Source organism: Burkholderia sp. HI2500, assembly GCF_002223055.1.
Classification (GTDB): domain Bacteria; phylum Pseudomonadota; class Gammaproteobacteria; order Burkholderiales; family Burkholderiaceae; genus Burkholderia.
In genome coordinates, this window is record NZ_NKFL01000001.1 from 1 (window position 1) to 19,155 (window position 19,155).

A 19,155-nucleotide genomic window follows, 5' to 3' on the forward strand; every position below is an offset into this window, starting at 1 on the left:
ATGAACGATTTCTGGCAACACTGTTCCGCACTGCTGGAGCGCGAGCTGACGCCCCAGCAGTACGTGACGTGGATCAAACCCTTGGCCCCGGTGGCCTTCGATGCGTCGGCGAACACGCTGTCCATCGCCGCGCCGAACCGCTTCAAGCTGGACTGGGTCAAGAGCCAGTTTTCGGGACGGATCTCCGATCTGGCCCGCGAATTCTGGAGCGCGCCGATCGAAGTCCAGTTCGTCCTCGATCCGAAGGCAGGCATGCGCAGCGCCCCCGCCGGTGCAGCACCGGCCGCCCCACGCGCGCCGCTGGCACCGAGCGGCCCGGCCGCGACGGTGGCTGCGATCGCCGCCAACCTGGCCGCGAATGCCGGCGCCGCGCCCAGCGCGCCGGCCGACGTGCCGATGACGCCGTCGGCAGCCGCCGCGCACCACCTGAACGCCGACGACGCCGACATCGACCTGCCGAGCCTGCCCGCGCACGAAGCGGCCGCCGGCCGCCGCACGTGGCGCCCGGGCCCCGGTGCCGCGCCCGCCGCCGGCGGCGAAGCCGATTCGATGTACGAGCGTTCGAAGCTGAACCCCGTGCTCACGTTCGACAACTTCGTGACCGGTAAGGCGAACCAGCTCGCACGCGCCGCCGCGATCCAGGTCGCGGACAACCCGGGCATCTCGTACAACCCGCTGTTCCTGTACGGCGGCGTCGGTCTCGGCAAGACCCACCTGATCCATGCGATCGGCAACCAGCTGCTGCTCGACAAAGCCGGCGCGCGGATCCGCTACATCCACGCCGAGCAATACGTGTCGGATGTGGTGAAGGCGTACCAGCGCAAGGCGTTCGACGACTTCAAGCGCTACTACCATTCGCTCGACCTGCTGCTGATCGACGATATCCAGTTCTTCTCCGGCAAGTCGCGCACGCAAGAGGAATTCTTCTACGCGTTCGAGGCGCTGGTCGCGAACAAGGCGCAGGTGATCATCACCAGCGACACGTATCCGAAGGAAATCTCGGGCATCGACGATCGCCTGATCTCGCGCTTCGACTCGGGCCTCACCGTCGCGATCGAGCCGCCCGAGCTGGAAATGCGCGTCGCGATTTTGATGCGCAAGGCGCAGTCGGAAGGCGTGAACCTGTCGGAAGACGTCGCGTTCTTCGTCGCGAAGCACCTGCGCTCGAACGTGCGCGAGCTCGAAGGCGCGCTGCGCAAAATCCTCGCGTATTCGAAGTTCCACGGCCGCGAAATCTCGATCGAGCTGACCAAGGAAGCGCTGAAGGATCTGCTGACCGTGCAGAACCGGCAGATTTCGGTCGAGAACATCCAGAAGACCGTCGCCGACTTCTACAACATCAAGGTCGCGGATATGTATTCGAAGAAGCGTCCCGCGAACATCGCGCGGCCGCGGCAGATCGCGATGTATCTCGCGAAGGAACTCACGCAGAAGAGCCTGCCGGAAATCGGCGAGCTGTTCGGCGGGCGCGATCACACCACCGTGCTGCACGCGGTGCGCAAGATCGCCGACGAGCGCAGCAAGGACGCGCAGCTCAACCACGAGCTGCACGTGCTGGAACAGACGCTGAAGGGCTGAGCGCGACGCGCGCTTGATAATTCGGCCTCCGCCCCAATTTAAGGGGGGCGGTTCGGTTTTGAGGCACAATACTGGTTTGACCGCCCCGGTGGTGGCGGGCCAAGAGCCCGGCCGGCGGGGCGCTGCGAGGCTGCTGCGCTGCAGGCCGTTACTCAACGAAGGAACTCTATGCAACTGGTCAAGACCGAACGAGACACCCTCCTCAGGCCGCTGCAAACGGTCAGCGGCATCGTCGAACGCCGCCATACGTTGCCGATCCTCGCCAACCTGCTGATCACCAAGAACGGCTCGGACGTTTCGTTCCTGTCGACCGACCTGGAGCTGCAGATCACCACGCGCGCCGATTTCGGCGTCGGCGGCGACCAGGTCGCGACCACCGTCGCGGCGCGCAAGCTGCTCGACATCCTGCGCGCGATGCCTGACGGCCAGGTCACGCTGTCGCTCGCCGACAAGCGCCTCACCGTTCAATCCGGCAAGAGCCGTTTCGCACTCCAGACGCTGGCGGCCGACGAGTTCCCGACCGTCGCGCAGGCGAAGGATTTCGGCGCCACGCTGACCGTCCCGCAGAAGTCGTTCCGCCAGTTGCTCGGCATGGTGCACTTCGCGATGGCGCAGCAGGACATCCGCTACTACCTGAACGGCATGCTGCTCGTCGTCGACGGCGACCAGCTGATGGCCGTGGCCACCGACGGCCACCGCCTCGCGTTCTCGTCGATGAAGCTCGAAGGCGGCACGTTCGGCCGCCAGGAAGTCATCGTGCCGCGCAAGACGATTCTCGAGCTGCAACGCCTGCTCGAAGACATCGACGACACCGTCACCATCGACATCGCGCAAACCCAGGCCAAGTTCACGTTCGGCCAGGTCGAGCTCGTGTCGAAACTCGTCGAGGGCAAGTTCCCCGACTTCCAGCGCGTGATCCCGAAGGCGCACAAGAACACGTTCGAGATCGGCCGTGAAGAGCTGCAGCGTTCGCTGCAACGCGCGGCGATCCTGACCTCGGACAAGTTCAAGGGCGTGCGCTGCATCATCGCGCCGGGCCAGCTGAAGATCATGTCGACCAACGCCGATCAGGAAGAGGCGCAGGAAGAACTCGAAATCGCCTACCAGGGCGATACCGTCGACATCGGCTTCAACGTCACGTATCTGCTCGACGTGCTCGCGAACCTGAAGGTCGACACCGTGCAGGTGAGCCTCGGCGACGCCAGCTCGAGCGCGCTGATTACCGTGCCCGAGAACGACGAGTTCAAGTATGTCGTGATGCCGATGCGCATCTGACGCGCTCGACATCGCGACACACACCAGGGGGCGGCAAGCCCCTTTGGCGTTTTTATGGCGAACCGACAACCCGTCCCTTTGGTGCCCTAACGGCGCCTCGGACGGGCCAGGAAAACTGGAGCGGCCCGGCGTTTTCGCAAGGAAACGCACCGCGCCGCCGCTTGAGTGGCCTCGCAGAACCGGAAGATATCCATGAGTGAACAGCACAATTCGCAACCCGATAACAGCAGCTACGGCGCCTCGTCGATCCAGATCCTCGAAGGTCTGGAAGCGGTGCGCAAGCGCCCCGGGATGTACATCGGCGACACGTCGGACGGCACCGGTCTGCACCACCTCGTGTTCGAGGTGCTCGACAACTCGATCGACGAAGCGTTGGCCGGGTACTGCAACGACATCCACGTGACGATTCACGCCGACAACTCGATTTCCGTGACCGACAACGGCCGCGGGATTCCGACCGACGTGAAGATGAACGACAAGCACGAGCCGAAGCGTAGTGCTGCGGAAATCGTGATGACCGAGCTGCATGCCGGCGGCAAGTTCGACCAGAACAGTTACAAGGTGTCCGGTGGCCTGCACGGCGTGGGTGTGTCGTGCGTGAACGCGCTGTCGAGCTGGCTGCGCCTCACGGTGCGCCGCGACGGCAAGAAGCGGTTCATGGAGTTCCATCGCGGTGTTGCGCAGGATCGCGTGCTCGAGACGGTCGATGGCGTGGAAGTGTCGCCGATGCTGGTGACGGGTGACACCGAGAACCGCGGCACCGAAGTGCACTTCATGGCCGATCCGACGATTTTCGGCACGGTCGAGTATCACTACGACATCCTCGCGAAGCGGATGCGCGAGCTTTCGTTCCTGAACAACGGTGTGCGGATTCGCCTCACCGACCTGCGTTCGGGCAAGGAAGACGATTTCGCGTTCGCCGGCGGTGTGAAGGGCTTCGTCGAGTACATCAACAAGACGAAAACCAACCTGCACCCGACCGTTTTCTTCGCCAACGGCGAGAAGGACGGCGTGGGCGTCGAAGTCGCGATGCAGTGGAACGACAGCTACAACGAAAACGTGCTGTGCTTCACGAACAACATTCCGCAGCGCGACGGCGGCACGCACCTGACCGGCCTGCGCGCCGCGATGACGCGCGTCATCAACAAGTACATCACCGACAACGAAATCGCGAAGAAGGCGAAGGTCGAGACGACCGGCGACGACATGCGCGAAGGGCTGTCGTGCGTGCTGTCCGTGAAGGTGCCGGAGCCGAAGTTCAGCTCGCAGACGAAGGACAAGCTGGTTTCTTCCGAGGTTCGTGCGCCGGTTGAGGAAGTTGTGGCGAAGGCGCTCGAAGAGTTCCTGCTGGAAACGCCGATCGACGCGAAGATCATCTGCGGGAAGATCGTCGAGGCTGCTCGTGCGCGTGATGCTGCACGGAAGGCGCGTGAAATGACGCGCCGTAAAGGCGTGCTCGACGGCGTCGGCCTGCCCGGCAAGCTCGCGGACTGCCAGGAGAAAGACCCGGCGAAGTGCGAAATCTACATCGTCGAGGGTGACTCGGCAGGTGGGTCGGCCAAGCAAGGGCGTGACCGGAAGTTCCAGGCAATCCTGCCGCTGCGCGGCAAGGTGCTGAACGTCGAGAAGGCGCGCTACGACAAGCTGCTGTCGTCGGAGCAGATCGTCACGCTCGTGACTGCACTTGGGTGCGGGATCGGCAAGGAAGACTACAACCTCGACAAGCTCCGCTATCACCGCATCATCATCATGACCGACGCGGACGTCGACGGCGCGCACATCCGGACGCTGCTGCTCACGTTCCTGTATCGCCAGATGCCGGACATGATCGAGCGCGGCTACGTGTATATCGCGCAGCCGCCGCTCTACAAGATCAAGGCGGGCAAAGACGAGCGGTATCTGAAGGATGACGTGGAGCTCAACGCGCATATGCTGCGGTTGGCGCTGCAAGGGTCGGAGCTGGTGCCGGGTGAGAATGCGGCGGCGATTTCGGGTGATGCGCTTGGCGAGTTGGCGCGGTCGTATCTGCTGTCGCAGAGCGTGATCGAGCGCTTGAGCCGGTTGTATGACCCGGCCGCGCTGGAAGCGGTTATGGACGGGGTGGTGATCGATCTCTCCAACGAAGAGTCGACCGAAGCTTCGGCTAAGGCCCTGCACGCTGCGTTGCATGATGAAGCGCTGAAGAACGAAGTGCGGGTTGTGCCTTCGTATGACCCGGTTCGCGAACAGCGAGCGCTGCATGTCGAGCGGACGCATCACGGCAACGTGCGGGTTTCGGTCATCGACCAGGAATTCCAGCACACGGCGGATTATCAGCAGCTCGTGACCACCGCGAATACGTTCAAGGGGCTTATTGGCGAAGGTGCGGTCATCAAGCGCGGTGAGCGCAGCATGGCCGTGGCGGACTTCAAGAGCGCGATGAAGTGGTTGCTGGCGGATGCGGAGCGGAATGTTTCGAAGCAGCGCTATAAGGGGCTCGGTGAGATGAACCCCGAGCAGCTGTGGGAAACGACGATGGATCCGGCAGTGCGACGACTGCTGCGTGTGCAGATCGAAGACGCGATTGCGGCGGACGGGATCTTTACTACCCTCATGGGGGATGATGTGGAGCCGCGGCGTGCGTTTATCGAGTCGAATGCGTTGCGGGCGGGGAATATTGATGTTTAACCCATTCTGCAGATAGACACATCACGTCGGATAAATGGACCCATAAGTTAAGAAACTTATGGGTTTTTTTATTGGTAGCTAGCCTAGATTTATAGTTGCCCGCCATCAGACCAGCGCCCATTCACAAGCCTTTTCGCCGGCATCTGCACAATTTGCCCACCGATAAACCAGACGTCGGCGGCACGCTGACATGCAATCACGTCTAAGATAATGCTCCGAGTCAAACGGTGACCTTTCAGTTCCGGATATTACTGGTTACGATCGAACTCAAGAACAAAATCGACGTTATCTATAACGCCTTCTGACCTGGCGGTATATACAACCCGATGAAGGTGCTCGAACAAATTCCGTCCCTACTATTCATCCGCAATCTCGACGAGCTTTGAACATGCAACAGCAGAACATTCCTATCGGCACCTTGGTGGATATGTACAAGCGCGGCGAGCTACGCTTGCCGGAAATCCAACGCCACTATGTCTGGCAGGCCACGCGGGTGCGCGACCTGTTGGACTCTCTGTATCGCGGCTATCCCAGTGGCTCCATCCTAATGTGGGAGACCGACGAGCCGGTGCCAACACGCGACTTCGCCATTACACAAGAAAATACCGCCTTCGCTGGCCGCAAGCTGTTGCTGGATGGCCAGCAACGGCTGACGTCGCTGACTGCCGTGCTGGGTGGTGAGCTGGTGTCGGTGCGTGGGCGTAAAAGGCCCATCGATATTCTGTTCAACCTTGAACATCCGGAAGGCCCTCCGACTGACATCGTCGAGGTGGTAAGTGACGAAGAGTCGCCGCTAGCACCAGATGACGAACTGGCTGAGGTGGATGAAGAAGCTGACGAAAGCGAGCAGGGGCTGCAAGAGAAGCTGAATCGCCGCACCTTTGTGGTGGCCAGCAAGAACCTCTCGTCTCAGTCGAACTGGGTCTCGGTAAGCCAGGTGTTTCGCACTGCGAGTGACACTGAAATTCTGAAAAAGGCAGGCATTACGTCGTTGGATGACCCACGGTTGGAGCGCTATTCTGACCGCCTTAAGAAGTTGCGCGCCATCAAGCAATACCATTACGTGGTCCACGTTCTGGAGCGCGCGATGAGCTACGAAGAGGTCACGGAAATCTTCGTGCGAGTGAACTCATTGGGGGCCAAGCTGCGTTCCTCTGATCTGGCATTGGCACAGATGACCTCGCGGTGGCCGAATCTATTGAAGGAATTGGAAACCTTCCAAGAAGAGTGCGAGCAAAGTTGGTTCACCATCGAACTCGGACATTTAGTTCGCTCCATCGTGGTATTCGCCACCCAGCAGTGCTTGTTCCGCTCAGTAGCAAGTACACCTGTGGACAAGCTTAAGGAGGGCTGGGAACAGGCGAAGGAAGGACTACGCTTTGCCATCAACTTTCTGCGCAGCAATGCCGGCATCGAAGACGAGACACTACTGTCTTCGCCGATGTTTATCCACGCCTTGGCGGCAGTAAGCCGGGTAAAGGACAATAAGCTGACGTCGGAGGAGCAGCACAGATTGTTGCACTGGCTACTGGTGGCCAATGCACGCGGCCGCTACTCGCGCGGCTCGACCGAAACACTCCTCAATGAGGACTTGGCCATCATCTTCCGCAGTGGCGACATTTCATCGCTGATGGAACCTGTGAAGCGCCAGTTCGGCCGTCTGCATGTCGAGCCGACCGACCTGGCAGGTCGAGGCGTAAATAGCCCACTGTTTTCGCTGGCATATCTCGCGCTCAAAGCTGCGGGGGCGAAAGACTGGTATAGCGGGCTGGGACTGTCGCTGACCCATCAAGGCAAGCTCCACTTCATCCAGTGGCACCATGTTATCCCCAAGTCCCTACTCAAGGAACGCGGATACGAGACGGGCGAAATCAACGAAATCGCAAACATGGCCTTCATCACCGGCCAGACCAACCGCCGCATCAGCAACAAAGAAGCGACCCAGTATCTGTTGGACATCGTGACCAAACAGGGCAAGCACGCACTGGAGAGTCAGTGTGTCCCAACTGACTCAACACTGTGGTCCACCGAGACTTACAGGGATTTCCTAGCGACGCGGCGCGTAGCACTGGCCGGGCGAATGAATGCGTTCATTGTGGAAAAGGCGGGACTGGGAACACTCTGACAAGTGAGAGCGCTCCGCGGGCACGCCCTGTTCCCTTCAATAGGTTCAATGGGCCTCGAGCACCACGTGATCGGTGGCCCGCAGCTTCTCGGCAAAGCGTTCCAGTGCGGTGTCCGACGATCCAGTGCGGTGTCCGACGAAAATGCCGTACAGCCAGCGGTAATCCCTCTGCCGTTTACTTCACCACCTCCATCAACTTACCGAAGTTGTCCACGACATCGTACTTCACGTTTTCCGACGCGTAGCCCCGATTAATTTCTCTAAAGAACTCGCGAGCACACTTGATCTTGGTCTTCTCAATTTCTCGCAGCTCCATCGTGGACATGGAGCCTTTGGTCTCTGCGACGAAGTAGATGTGCTTGACGCTTCCTTCCTTGAAGGCGACGGCCCAGTCGGGGTTGTAGTCGCCCACTGGAGTGGGGATCAGGAAGCCGCGCGGCAGCTTAGCGTAGACCACAACCTCCTTTGCCGTGTCGAGCTCTTTCACGAACTCCTGTTCCACCTTCGAATCCGTCAGCACGTAATCGTAAATGTGCCGCTGGAGCTTGTTACCGGCCTTGCTGAAGTCCTGTTTGGTCTGTCCAGCGGTAAAGATGTCAAGGTCGAACTTGTCATCGACCGAGTCGTAGGCCAGATGCTCGATGATGACCGTGGCTTTCTGCTCGTTGATGAGCCGTATGGCCTCAGCAATGAAGCTTTCCGGGTTGGTCTTGAACTGCGCGAAAACCGCGACGTTGACTCCCTTGAGGACTTCGGCCACCGTCCGACGCGTCAGTTGTGTGCCTTCGGCCAGCTTGCCGATCAGATCGTACTTGACGGAGGAGTGGATTGAGTTCCGGTTGGTCTCGGTTTCTGTAGTCTTCAGCTCGAAGGCATTTCCGTTCTTCATTCCGTCGTAAGTGACGGCAGAAGCCTGCTCGCCGTGCTGAATCGTGTATTGCAGTGGAGTAACGCGCAGGCCGGAGTCGATTTCCTTTACTGCCTTCTCCACCAGCTCACTTGAGTCGAACTCGACGCTGTAAGCCGCCTTTCGATTGATGCGGCCCCACAACGCCTTAAACTCCTGCTTATCGAAGTTGGCGTTGAGAGGATTCTTCTTCGGACGGCGGTCGTCGCCGATGTCGGGCAACTGGCTGACGCTGAACACGCTGTCGATGAGCTGCAGCACCTGCTCTGCGTGCGGCTTCAGGTCGTCTGGCATGTCGGCCAGCGTTCCTGCTTTCTTGGCATCGTGATACGCAGCGGTGATCTGATCTGAATTGTCGGTGTAGTCGTTCTTAACCAGATAGCGATAGATTTGCTTCGCCAGTTGCGGCGTCACCTGCAAATCGCCAGCCGTCGTCTTGAGCACCTTGCCGGTGAAGTATTCCTCGTTCGCCAACCGTGGTCGGGCGGATAGCGAATTGCTGATGTCATTTTGTAGCGCGGATACGAATTCCTTGTAGCTTTCGCTGGCAACCACAGTAAGCACGTTCACGTCGTGGACGATGGCTGGGTGGTCCATCCGGTCGCCCTGCTGGTTGACCGATAGGCGCAGGCCGCGCCCTACTTCCTGCCGCCGCGAGATGGTGTTGTCGCTGTGCTTGAGAGCGCAGATGACGAACACATTCGGGTTGTCCCAACCCTCGCGCAGCGCCGAGTGCGAGAAGATGAAGCGCACCGGCTCGGACAGCGATAGCAGCCGCTCCTTGTCTTTCAAGATCAAGTCATAGGCATCCACGTCGTCGGACAAGCCCGCGTTCTCGCCACGCGCCGCAACGTCCGAGTCCACCTGGCGCTTGCTCTTCTTGTCGATCGAGAAGTACCCGCTGTGCGTCTTGCTTGCAGGGATGCTTTTCAGGTACTTGACGTAGGCTGTTTCGTCCAGATCGAGCATCTCGTTCAGGTACTGGTTGTATTCTTCCTCGAAGATGCGAGCGTATTCACCCTTCTCGTCTGCCGCCATGTAATCGCGATACTTGGCAACCTCGTCGATAAAGAACAGAGTCAGCACCTTCACGCCTTGCGGGAACAGCGCCTGCTCCTTGTCGAAGTGTGCCTTGACCGCCTCCCGAATCTGAATACGACGCAGCGTCTCTTCAGTCACATCGCCCACAGCATCACCCACAGTCAGTTCCACCCCATTGGTGAAGCTCAGCGTGTCGGTATTGGCGTTGATGTCAGCCACAACGTAGCCGTCGCGGTACTGATCCAAGCCGCCGGACAGGTCGAAGAGATTATCGCCTTTACCGATCTTGCGAACGATGCGTTTTATATTGCCACCAGCCAGCTTCTGCTCAACCTCAACCCGCGCCTCCGGTGGCCTTTTGCTCGAAATTTCGATGGATTGCAGGTAGAGGTAGCCCGCCGTGCCGGCCAGCCCTTTTACCGAGATACCGCGAACGGCAATCTTCTTCACCAGCTTTTGGTTGTAGGCGTCCAGCGCATCCAGCCGGTGAATCTTGTTGTGCGTAGTCTTATGGGTGGCCGAGTAGCGCAACACCATCAACGGCTTGAAATTCACCAGCGAATCCAGAGTCTTGCCGCCTTCCATCTTCTGCGGCTCGTCCAGAATTAGGATAGGTCGATTAGCGCTGATGACATCAATCGGCTTGCGTGACTGGAAGTCGTCCAACGCGTCATAGATGCGCCGGTTGTCCTTGCCGGTGGCATTGAACGCTTGTACGTTGATGACCATCACGTTGATGCCTGCGTCCGACGAAAAGCTCTCCAAGTGGTGCAATTGCTTAGAGTTGTAGATAAAGAATCGCGCTTTTTTCTGGTAGCTCTCCAGAAAGTGCTCAGCAGTGATCTCCAGCGACTTGGCCACGCCCTCACGGATTGCAATGCTGGGCACTACGATGATGAACTTGCTCCAGCCGAACTGCTTGTTCATCTCGAAAATGGTCTTGATATAGCAGTAGGTCTTGCCCGTGCCCGTTTCCATCTCGATATCGAGGTTTACACGGGCGACCTTGGTCTTAACTAGCGCATCAGAGATCGGCAGGTTCTGCTGGCGTTGCACCTGTTGGATGTTGTCGAGCAGGGCCGTGTCCGAAAGCATCAGATCGGCGTTCTTGAACCCGGCTTCGGTAAATAAGCTGTCCATCCCCGTCTTGGCCTTGCCGAGATCGATACGGTAGCTCGTGGCTTCGGCAGACGCGGGCGGCTGCCCCTTGAAGCAGTCCACGACCGTCTGTACGGCAGCAGTCTGGTAGGACTGGGTCTTGAACTTCAGTTTCATCGCCACCCCCGTCAGATGCATTTCACTTCGGTTGCAGGCGACAGCAGCCTGAAGATCTGCTCCACGTTGATCTTGACTGCACTGTCCTTGAATCCTGCGTCGCGGAACACCACACGCAGCGGGCTGTGCGTGGCCAGTTCCTTGACAAAGGCTTCGTCGACACCGCCGTGGGCGTCGAGGCAGGCCGCCAGCGCGTCGCCATCAACGAAGAACACGTCCTTGCCTTGGATGGCCATCTTCTCAACGGGCAAGGCGAGGTCGACGCCCCAGTCCAGCATCACCTGAAACAACAGATCTTCGTCCGTGCGGTCGGGTTTGATGTTGTCTATGCTACCGAGTAGGCTGCCTTGAGTAACGGCATCCGGCGTATAGAACACGTCAGCCATGTTGGACGTATCAATCTTGAGCACGCGGAAACCACCGTCACCCTCCCACCCTTGTGATCGAATCGCATCGGCTGCACGTCGGATACGTTCTTTGGAGACGTCAGCAATCGTTCGGTATCCTGCTTCCGCTGCCGCAGATCTCTCCACACAAGCCTCTGGCAGTTGAACGAGCACAAACCGTCGGCGCTTTCCATCGTCAGCATTCAATTGCATTACAGCATGAGCTGTCGTTGCCGATCCGGCAAAAAAGTCCATAACGATACAGTCATCGTCCGCTCCCGTCGTAGCCATCTCGATGAACTTGGCAATAACTGTTTCATCCTTCGGAAAGTCAAAAATCCCAGCACCCAGTAGTGACGCAAGTCTTTCCGACGCCGACCGTGCCGGTTGATAGAAAACACTAGGCGGAGTAAGCGCATCGGTCTCGTGGAGATAGCGCCGAATCATGATGCTGGTAGGCGTTACGAAGCTCACACGCTCTTCTTCCACCAGGCGATTGAACTCTGTTTGATCAAAGCTCCATCCACGATTTCGACGCAACGGAATATGCTCACCGTTCATTGGATTTACGAGCTGAAAACGTCGCCCCCCGGGTGCCGTGGGATCGTCCTCCTTATAGGCGCCTCTGGCGTCTATGTACCGAAACCGGCGCAATCCAAAAACGGGCTTTGCCTTCATGGAACGGAACCAACCGGCCAAATCCTTTGATGCGGATTCATAGTCTGTCCCGTACACGCTATTCAACCGGGCAACCTCGGCCAACACCTCATCTACGCCTTCCTTGCGAATGCTCCATTCTCTCGGAACTGCACTCCGATTCTTCGCATACACCAAGACGTACTCGTGGGATACACCAATTTGTTTTGCATCGTTCTTGTTGGCCCCTTCCCAAACAATCTGCGCGATGAAATTCCCCTCGCCAAATACCTCACTGCATACCTTGCGAAGATTATCCACCTCGTTATCGTCGATAGAAATGAAGATTACCCCATCCTCCGAAAGTAGGTTGCGAGCTAGGCGCAGCCGCGCATAGATCATGCTTAACCAGTCCGAGTGGAACCGTCCATTGGTCTCGACGTTCACCACCAAACGGTCTCCCGACACTTCGACTTGGTTGGACTTCAGCAAATAGCTCGTAGCGTCAGAGCTGAAGTCGTCTTCGTAGATGAAATCCTTGCCCGTGTTGTACGGCGGGTCGATGTAGATCATCTTCACTTTGCCGAGATACGTCTCCTGCAACAGCTTCAATGCATCTAGGTTGTCGCCTTCGATGAATAGATTTCTCGTGATGTCGAAATCCACGCTCTGCTTGCGCACGGGGCGCAAGGTTTTGGCAATCGGTGCATTAGCGGTCAGCAAGGCTTCTCGCTTACCCGGCCAGTTGAGGTGGTAGCGTTCCTGCGGCCCTTCCACGATAGCGTCAGACAGCTCCTGCCGAAGCTGATCGAAATCCACCGCCAGCTTCACGGTGCCGTCTTCTCCACGCACTTCCACCACGCAACCGGGGAACAGTTCGCGAATGCGTTCGACGTTATCGCCGGTCAGGTTGGGCGAGTGCATTTTGAGTATTTCCATCTTCTTGTCCTGAATCATTGTCTTACCACCACCGAGAGTCATCGGCTGAGGCTTTCCAGTTCGGATTTGAGTTGTCGCAAAGCGGCGTTGATCTCTACCTTGCGGTTAAATTGCTTTTCCTTCGCCAACCGAGCCGTGGTTTTGTCCAGTTCACGCTGCTTAGCCCGCACCTGCTCCACGCGCCCTACCAGATCGACCAATGATTCCTGCGGCCGCACGGGTAAAGGAATCAGGCGATGCAGAAATTGCTCGTACAGGCCGCCCATGTGCAGGGCCACAGGCATCACTGTGCGCAGGCATCCGACCGGCAGCCAGTCCGTCGCAAAGTAGTCGGAAAGCACCCAGCGGCTGGCGTCGGACTCATTAGGTCGCTTATAGGCGCCGATTACCTGCGTTCTGCCATCGAAGGTCAACTCGAACAGGATCGGGAATGGGATGGCTCCGTCGATGCAGCGCAGCACGTCGTGGTGCAATTCCGGTGTCTTGAGTTGGAGGCTGAACACCTGAATCTCCGGCACGCCGTGGCGCGCAGGCAAACGGAGTGTTTCCGGGGCAAGCTTAAATGCCCAGACAATCTGCTCCACCTGCTTGACGAATAGGTCCTTCAACCGAGTGTTGGCGCCGCTATGCTCGTACACCTTGCTCTTCGGTAGCGTGCGGCCAAAGGCAGCCGGCGAAGGATAGTCGATGAACGCCGCGTGTTGCGATATGAGGTGAGCTTCGGTCATTCAGCCTCCTGTATCACCAGAAAGGCGATCAGCTCGAAGTCGTCCAGCCCGTTGATAGTGTGCGTAAGTGCCGTCGTTTTGCCGCCAGTGAATAGGCTGTCGAGGTCTTTCTCTTCCTTCACCTCGATCATCGAGCGGATCGCCTTGCTCAAAAGATCGGAGTACGACTGCATTTTGCGACCGTCTGCCGTAGCCTTGTTGAAGCGTTGGCAAGCGTCGGCAATCGGTTCCACCTGCCCCTTGCAGCAGCTGCGCGCCAAATCAAGCAGGCGCTTGACCTCGGTGTGGTCATGGATGACCTCGCCATCGTTATTGATGTAAACAAGGTAGTAGGGGTGCAGCCGATTGTGCTGGGGAAGATTTGCGGGCGGGTTCACGCCCGAATTGCGGTTGCGCAGCGTGAAGATGACGCCAGGCGCGAGGCCAAGATCGGCGTTTGCAGGCACGATGGCGTGCAGGCCGTTGGGCGACTTGCCAAGTTCCCCATGGGTCTTGACGTAGTTCAGCAAGTCCATGCGAAAGTCGTTGAGGCCGAGGTCGGTAATGGAGACGCCGGTCTTCAGGTCTTCCAACTCGATAACTTCCTCCTGCAAGCGGCGCAGTTGTTCCTTGCGGTAGGACATGTCGTTGGCCTGCGCGGAGATGACATTGTCGTCGCCTGTGGCGGTCACATCCACGATCATCATCCGGTTCTCGACGCGCTCCTTGAGGTTGATGTATTCATCCAGCGAGATGTCGGGCCAGTAGTTCACCAACTGGATGCTACGGTTAGACGAGCCGATGCGATCCACGCGCCCGAATCGCTGGATGATGCGCACCGGGTTCCAGTGAATGTCATAGTTGATGAGGTAGTCACAATCCTGAAGGTTTTGGCCTTCGGATATACAGTCAGTGCCGATGAGCACGTCGATCTCTGCCGGTTCGTTCGGCAACACGATCGCCTTCTCCTTGGAGCGCGGAGAAAATAGCGTCAGTAGCTCCTGGAAGTCATACGCCTTGGGCAAGGTCGATTTGGGGCGGTCGCTGCCTGTGACCTTACCAGTATGCAGCTCTTGGCTAGCAAGCAGTTCTGGCGCGAGATTGGCGTAGAGATAGCCTGCCGTGTCCGCAAAGGCGGTGAAAATCAACACCTTTCGATTGCCTGGGTTGATGGGATTCGCGACCTTCTCTAGCACAAGAGCTTTGAGGTGCTGAAGCTTGGCGTCGTCGACCGGCGTAATCTTGGCCATCGATGCCAGCAGCGCCTCAATGTTGGCGAGATCGACCTTGAGGTCGTGCTCCCACGATGGTAAGTCCATGTCGGCAAGATTGATCTTGACCTTGCCGCCGATGTTTTGGCCCTGATCGAGCTCATCGAGCAGGTCATCTTCCTCGGTGTCGATGTCTTCCAATACTTCGGTCAAGTCCGCCACACTAGCTGCATTGCCGGTCTGTTTGTGGGCTGCAATCTTCTCCAGCGCGTTTCGATGATTGGCTTGCAGGGATTGCAGCGTCAGCCTAAATGACTGAACGGAGCTTTCCAGTCGCTTGAGCAGGTTCACCGTCATCAAGCGCTGCAGGCCACTCTCTCGGCCCTCCAGACTCAGATTGCCCTTCTCGTCGCCCGATTGCGCGTTATAGCGGTCGATGTATTGCTGCCGTTTGCTAGCAAGGATGTATTTGGCCGGTGCGTACACCGCTAGCATGAGCTTAGTCAGTTGCTCGAAAATTTCGTTAAAACTCATCACGTCTGACCGCGTGGTCAGAGCGCAATGGAATGACTGTGGCTTTCGGCGCTCGGGAAATTGGCCGATGTCCTTGGTGTCGTAAAAAGTCTGGATGTGGCGGCGAGAACGTGCAATGGTCACACTGTCCAGCAGTTCGAAAAAATCGAAGTCCAGCGCATCCAAAATCGCGCGTGGCGTGCGCTCTTCCGGCGGCAATTTCGACCACGCATTGAACGCTGTCTGCGCATTACGGAAGACTTCTTCCACCGATTTGCTGGTGCGTAGCTTCTTACTGAGATTTTCCGAATCACCTTCGTAGGCCAGTGCAAGCTGGTTACGCAGGTCTGCGAAGCGGTTGTTGACCGGCGTAGCGGAGAGCATCAGCACCTTGGTCTTCACGCCTTCGCGGATGACCTTGTTCATCAGCTTCTGGTAGCGAGTTTCCTTGTCCTTGTAGGCATCGTTGTTGCGGAAGTTGTGCGATTCGTCGATGACAACAAGGTCGTAGTTGCCCCAGTTGATGCGGTTGAGCGGTGTGCCGAAGGATTCACCGCTCGTGCGACTCAAATCCGTGTGGCAGAGCACGTCGTAGCCGAAGCGATCGTGGGCGAAGATGTTGGTCTTGAGGTTGCGGTTGTAGTTCAGCCAGTTGTCCGCGAGCTTCTTCGGGCATAGCACCAACACCGAGCGGTTGCGCAGCTCGTAATACTTGATGACGGCGAGTGCGGTGAAGGTTTTACCGAGGCCGACACTGTCGGCAAGGATGCAGCCGCTGTAAGTTTCCAGCTTGTTGATGAGGCCAGTGGCCGCATCCTTCTGGTAATTGAAGAGCTTGTTCCAGATCAGCGTGTCCTGGTAGCCCGTGCGGTCGTTGGGCAGGACGTCCTCGCTGATGTCGTCGAGAAACTCGTTGAAGATGTTATAGAGCATCAGGAAGTAGATACTCTCGGGTGAGTTCTCCTGATACACGGAAGCAATGTGGTCGCAGATTTGTGCGGTGACATCTTCCAGCTTCTCTGGGTCATTCCAGATCTGGTCGAACAGGCTCAAATAGGTCGCGGTGAAGCCCGGCTCGTCTATCTTGTTGACCAGATTGGAAACGGCGTTACCCTGCTGATAGCCCAAGTCGACGGCGGTAAAGCCATGCAGCGGTAGATAAGCGGCGCTCGCCTCCGCTGACTGCACTAGGGCGAACTGCTGCATCGGAGCCTTGCTACGATTGCTGCGAAACTTTGCCTTGCGTTGCAGCCAGTCAGCACATTCCTTGGCGATGGCGCGCTGTGTGAGCTGGTTGCGCAGTTGAATCTCGAATTCGCTGCCGTAGAGGCTGCGCTCACGATCGAGCTTGGGAATGTGGAACTCCCGGCGCTCACGGCGGATCTTGTCGGTCACTTCATCCGCGACGAAGGTTGGCGCAGTGAAGATGAAGTTCAATTCTTCGATCTTCTCCAGCTCTGCCTTCAGTGCCTCGTAGGCGTACATCGAGAAGCAGGATGCCGCGACCTTGAGCCGTCCCCCTGACACAAGTGTCTGCTTCAGATCGTCGCCGAAGAGGCGATTGATATTGTCGATAAGCTCCATCGGCCCGGATTTCCCCAATTTTCTCGAGTACAAGCGCACCCTCATTCCATCACTGCTTAGGACACGTTCTTACGGCCAAGTAGTACGTCAGGAAAAACATTCTGCGCTTTTCTTTTTACCTGTTCAGACAACAGATCAAATGTAGTCGCGGAATGGCAATGGCAGCAATTCGCTCTTTCTAGGTGCCGTCGTGAATATTTCCCGACTGAATCAGCAAAGCGCAGCGTTACTGGAACCCCGTTGCCATAGATGATGAAGACCGTGACTTTCATACGAGTGCACCTTTCACCTCCGCCACAAGGGCAACGCCGGGCGCTAAAGTCGCGCTCTCAACGCCGTAGAGCGTGGGAGTATTACGAAGCCACAGATGGTGAGATAACGGGTCCATGCGATGGTCTGGGCTGGAATCGATGGACCAACGCCGCAGCAAGTAGCCCGCTAGAGCCGCTCGTGTCTTGATCCGCAACACCCCCTCACTCATCGCATAGTCGGCCTCAATCGCCTCAGGCCAGTGGGCACCTGGATGCGGCACCAGTTCCATATCCACGATCCGCGCCCATTGCTCGTCGGCAGCCAAGAGCTCATGCTGCTCCACCTCGCCATCCAGCTCTTGTACCTTGGTGATGCGGGTTATCACGAAATCGGAAAATCGTTGGCGCTCGCGGTCAAACGAACGAACGTGCCAGCGCAAACCGTTGTCGGCCAAAGCGACCGGTACGATGTCGCGGCACTTCTCGCCAGAAGACAAGGACAGATAGTTAATTCGGATTGAACGTTTCGCGCACAGGGCTCGCGTGATGGTCGCAAGGACTCCCATGTCCGGACGCAGAAGCTGCCCCGGCCCTTCGCAAGGTGTTGCTTGCCTTAGACCCAATTCGAGCCCGTCTCCGAAACCATTTAGCAGCCAAGCCAATACACGTTCCGTACGAAACTCATAGACTGGCTTGAACCGGTTTGTCGGCCGGTAACAGCGAGCGACTGCGTCGTAAGCCAAGTTGTCAGCGGCGACCTCTCGGTAGATGCTCAGATCGCGAGACGCCGCGGCGGGTTTGATACCAAACCGGGTCTCAATATCACCTCGCCGTAGCTCTCCGGTGAAAAAGGCCCGCAATTCTAAAAATGCCAGTCGCTCTCGCTGCGCTTGCGACACCCCGGTGGCTTCGATCATGGTCCCTCTCAGTTGGGGCTCGACACCCCCGCGCAAAGATCGTTCTGCGCTGATTTTGAGAGAGGATACCATGGTTATCATTTTGATACGGTATCCACTATCTCAAACGAATTCCGAACGGGGCTGGCTACCAGCCTTACTTCGGGTGCCGCGTATCTCCCGACCACTCAAAGAAAGCTGAGGCATGTATCACTGGCCTTGAGGACGGCGGCAACTTGCTGCTCCACCGCCGTGACCTCGCTCCGGAGAATCTGCGCCAAGGAGCCTAGCGATGCTTCCCACGACGAAAACCAACAAAGGTATGCCGTTTAGCCACTTCTCGAATTTTCCATATTTCGAGATGCTCAGTTAGGTAGACTCAAACGGCGTAACTGCAAAAAAAGCGCGGGCCGCATGGGCTGCCACCCATACGACCCGCTGACCACAACCAACTCACAGCAGGAGTCGGAAGATGGCTAACGCCAATAGTAAATCACGTCCCAAGAAGCTCAAACAGTATCCCGAGGTTGAGCTGACCCTCGGCAACAAGCCTGACCTTCCCCAAGAAGGCCAACCGTACATGCCATGGATGCGCGCCATCGACGCGCATTTCGAGATGTTCGGATTCAAGCCGGGTGATCGCGTCTATCTTCGGTTCAGCTTTGCTTCCCGAAGGGTCATCATCACGCCCGACTACTGCGCGCTGAACTGGCGAGAGCAGCCCTATGGTGCAGCTGCCCAAGAAGAGGATAGGGAAGAGGAATACGCGGCGCTGGCCGCTTTGCGCAGCTCTACTGCCTGGTGATGGCTCCGCGTGATGCATTTCGGCACACGCGTTGACGCAAATGGACCGCGGTGGGGCTGCAGGTAACTTCAACAACCGTCACAACAGACGAAAAGTTGCGTTCCGCCCTCTCCAAATCCGACCGCATCGTAAGAGTCAGTGCGTGCAGCACGATAAGCATCCCTGCCGAGTACTCCGCATGCATTTCCGCCGCTCAAATGCAAAAACCCCCGCCTTTCGGGCGGGGGTTTTCGGCTTAGGGAGCCTGACGATTACCTACTTTCACACGGGAATCCGCACTATCATCGGCGTAGAGTCGTTTCACGGTCCTGTTCGGGATGGGAAGGGGTGGGACCGACTCGCTATGGTCATCAGGCAAA

10 protein-coding genes and 1 rRNA gene are annotated in these 19,155 nt (G+C 57.8%); 5 read left to right on the plus strand and 6 right to left on the minus strand.

Annotated elements, in window-relative coordinates; all coding sequences use genetic code 11:
- The 4 genes from dnaA to CFB45_RS00020 form a co-directional block, all read left to right on the plus strand.
- A partial coding sequence (dnaA, locus tag CFB45_RS00005) for a chromosomal replication initiator protein DnaA (protein ID WP_069249183.1) occupies positions 1–1,578 on the plus strand: 1,578 nt, incomplete at its 5' end.
- A gap of 168 nt (positions 1,579–1,746) precedes the next feature.
- Positions 1,747–2,853 carry a DNA polymerase III subunit beta gene (gene dnaN, locus CFB45_RS00010; RefSeq protein ID WP_039364632.1) on the plus strand — a complete coding sequence of 369 codons (1,107 nt, stop codon included), beginning with the start codon at positions 1,747–1,749 and terminating at the stop codon, positions 2,851–2,853.
- 192 nt (positions 2,854–3,045) lie between these two features.
- Positions 3,046–5,520 (plus strand): DNA topoisomerase (ATP-hydrolyzing) subunit B, encoded by a 2,475-nt coding sequence (gene gyrB / locus CFB45_RS00015; RefSeq protein WP_046544142.1) that lies wholly within the window; start codon positions 3,046–3,048, stop codon positions 5,518–5,520.
- Between the two features lie 388 nt (positions 5,521–5,908).
- On the plus strand, positions 5,909–7,645 hold the full coding sequence (locus CFB45_RS00020; protein WP_089424090.1) for a GmrSD restriction endonuclease domain-containing protein: 1,737 nt from the start codon (positions 5,909–5,911) through the stop codon (positions 7,643–7,645).
- Positions 7,646–7,820: 175 nt separating this feature from the next.
- On the opposite strand, the gene CFB45_RS00025 is transcribed toward CFB45_RS00020, so the two are convergent.
- The 5 genes from CFB45_RS00025 to CFB45_RS00045 all read right to left on the minus strand — a co-directional run bounded on the left by CFB45_RS00025 (position 7,821) and on the right by CFB45_RS00045 (position 18,012).
- Complete coding sequence (locus CFB45_RS00025; protein ID WP_089424095.1) at positions 7,821–10,868, minus strand: type III restriction-modification system endonuclease; 3,048 nt, start codon at positions 10,866–10,868, stop codon at positions 7,821–7,823.
- 11 nt (positions 10,869–10,879) lie between these two features.
- Entirely contained in the window at positions 10,880–12,829 is a 1,950-nt protein-coding gene (locus CFB45_RS00030) for a site-specific DNA-methyltransferase (protein WP_179255025.1), read from the minus strand.
- Between the two features lie 38 nt (positions 12,830–12,867).
- Complete coding sequence (locus CFB45_RS00035) at positions 12,868–13,557, minus strand: DUF4391 domain-containing protein (RefSeq protein ID WP_089424092.1); 690 nt, start codon at positions 13,555–13,557, stop codon at positions 12,868–12,870.
- Positions 13,554–16,844: a helicase-related protein gene (locus tag CFB45_RS00040; RefSeq protein ID WP_089424093.1), complete on the minus strand. Its 3,291-nt coding sequence runs from the start codon at positions 16,842–16,844 to the stop codon at positions 13,554–13,556. The genes CFB45_RS00035 and CFB45_RS00040 overlap by 4 nt, the downstream gene beginning before the upstream one ends.
- 268 nt (positions 16,845–17,112) lie before the next feature.
- On the minus strand, positions 17,113–18,012 hold the full coding sequence (locus tag CFB45_RS00045) for a WYL domain-containing protein (RefSeq protein ID WP_089424096.1): 900 nt from the start codon (positions 18,010–18,012) through the stop codon (positions 17,113–17,115).
- A 451-nt stretch (positions 18,013–18,463) separates the two neighbouring features.
- On the opposite strand from CFB45_RS00045, the gene CFB45_RS00050 reads away from it, so the two are divergent.
- A complete protein-coding gene (locus tag CFB45_RS00050; RefSeq protein ID WP_089424094.1) occupies positions 18,464–18,796 on the plus strand; it encodes a hypothetical protein in 333 nt (110 codons plus the stop codon).
- 242 nt (positions 18,797–19,038) lie between these two features.
- Here CFB45_RS00050 and rrf read toward each other — a convergent pair.
- A 5S ribosomal RNA gene (gene rrf / locus CFB45_RS00055) occupies positions 19,039–19,151 on the minus strand.
- Positions 19,152–19,155: the final 4 nt, after the last annotated feature.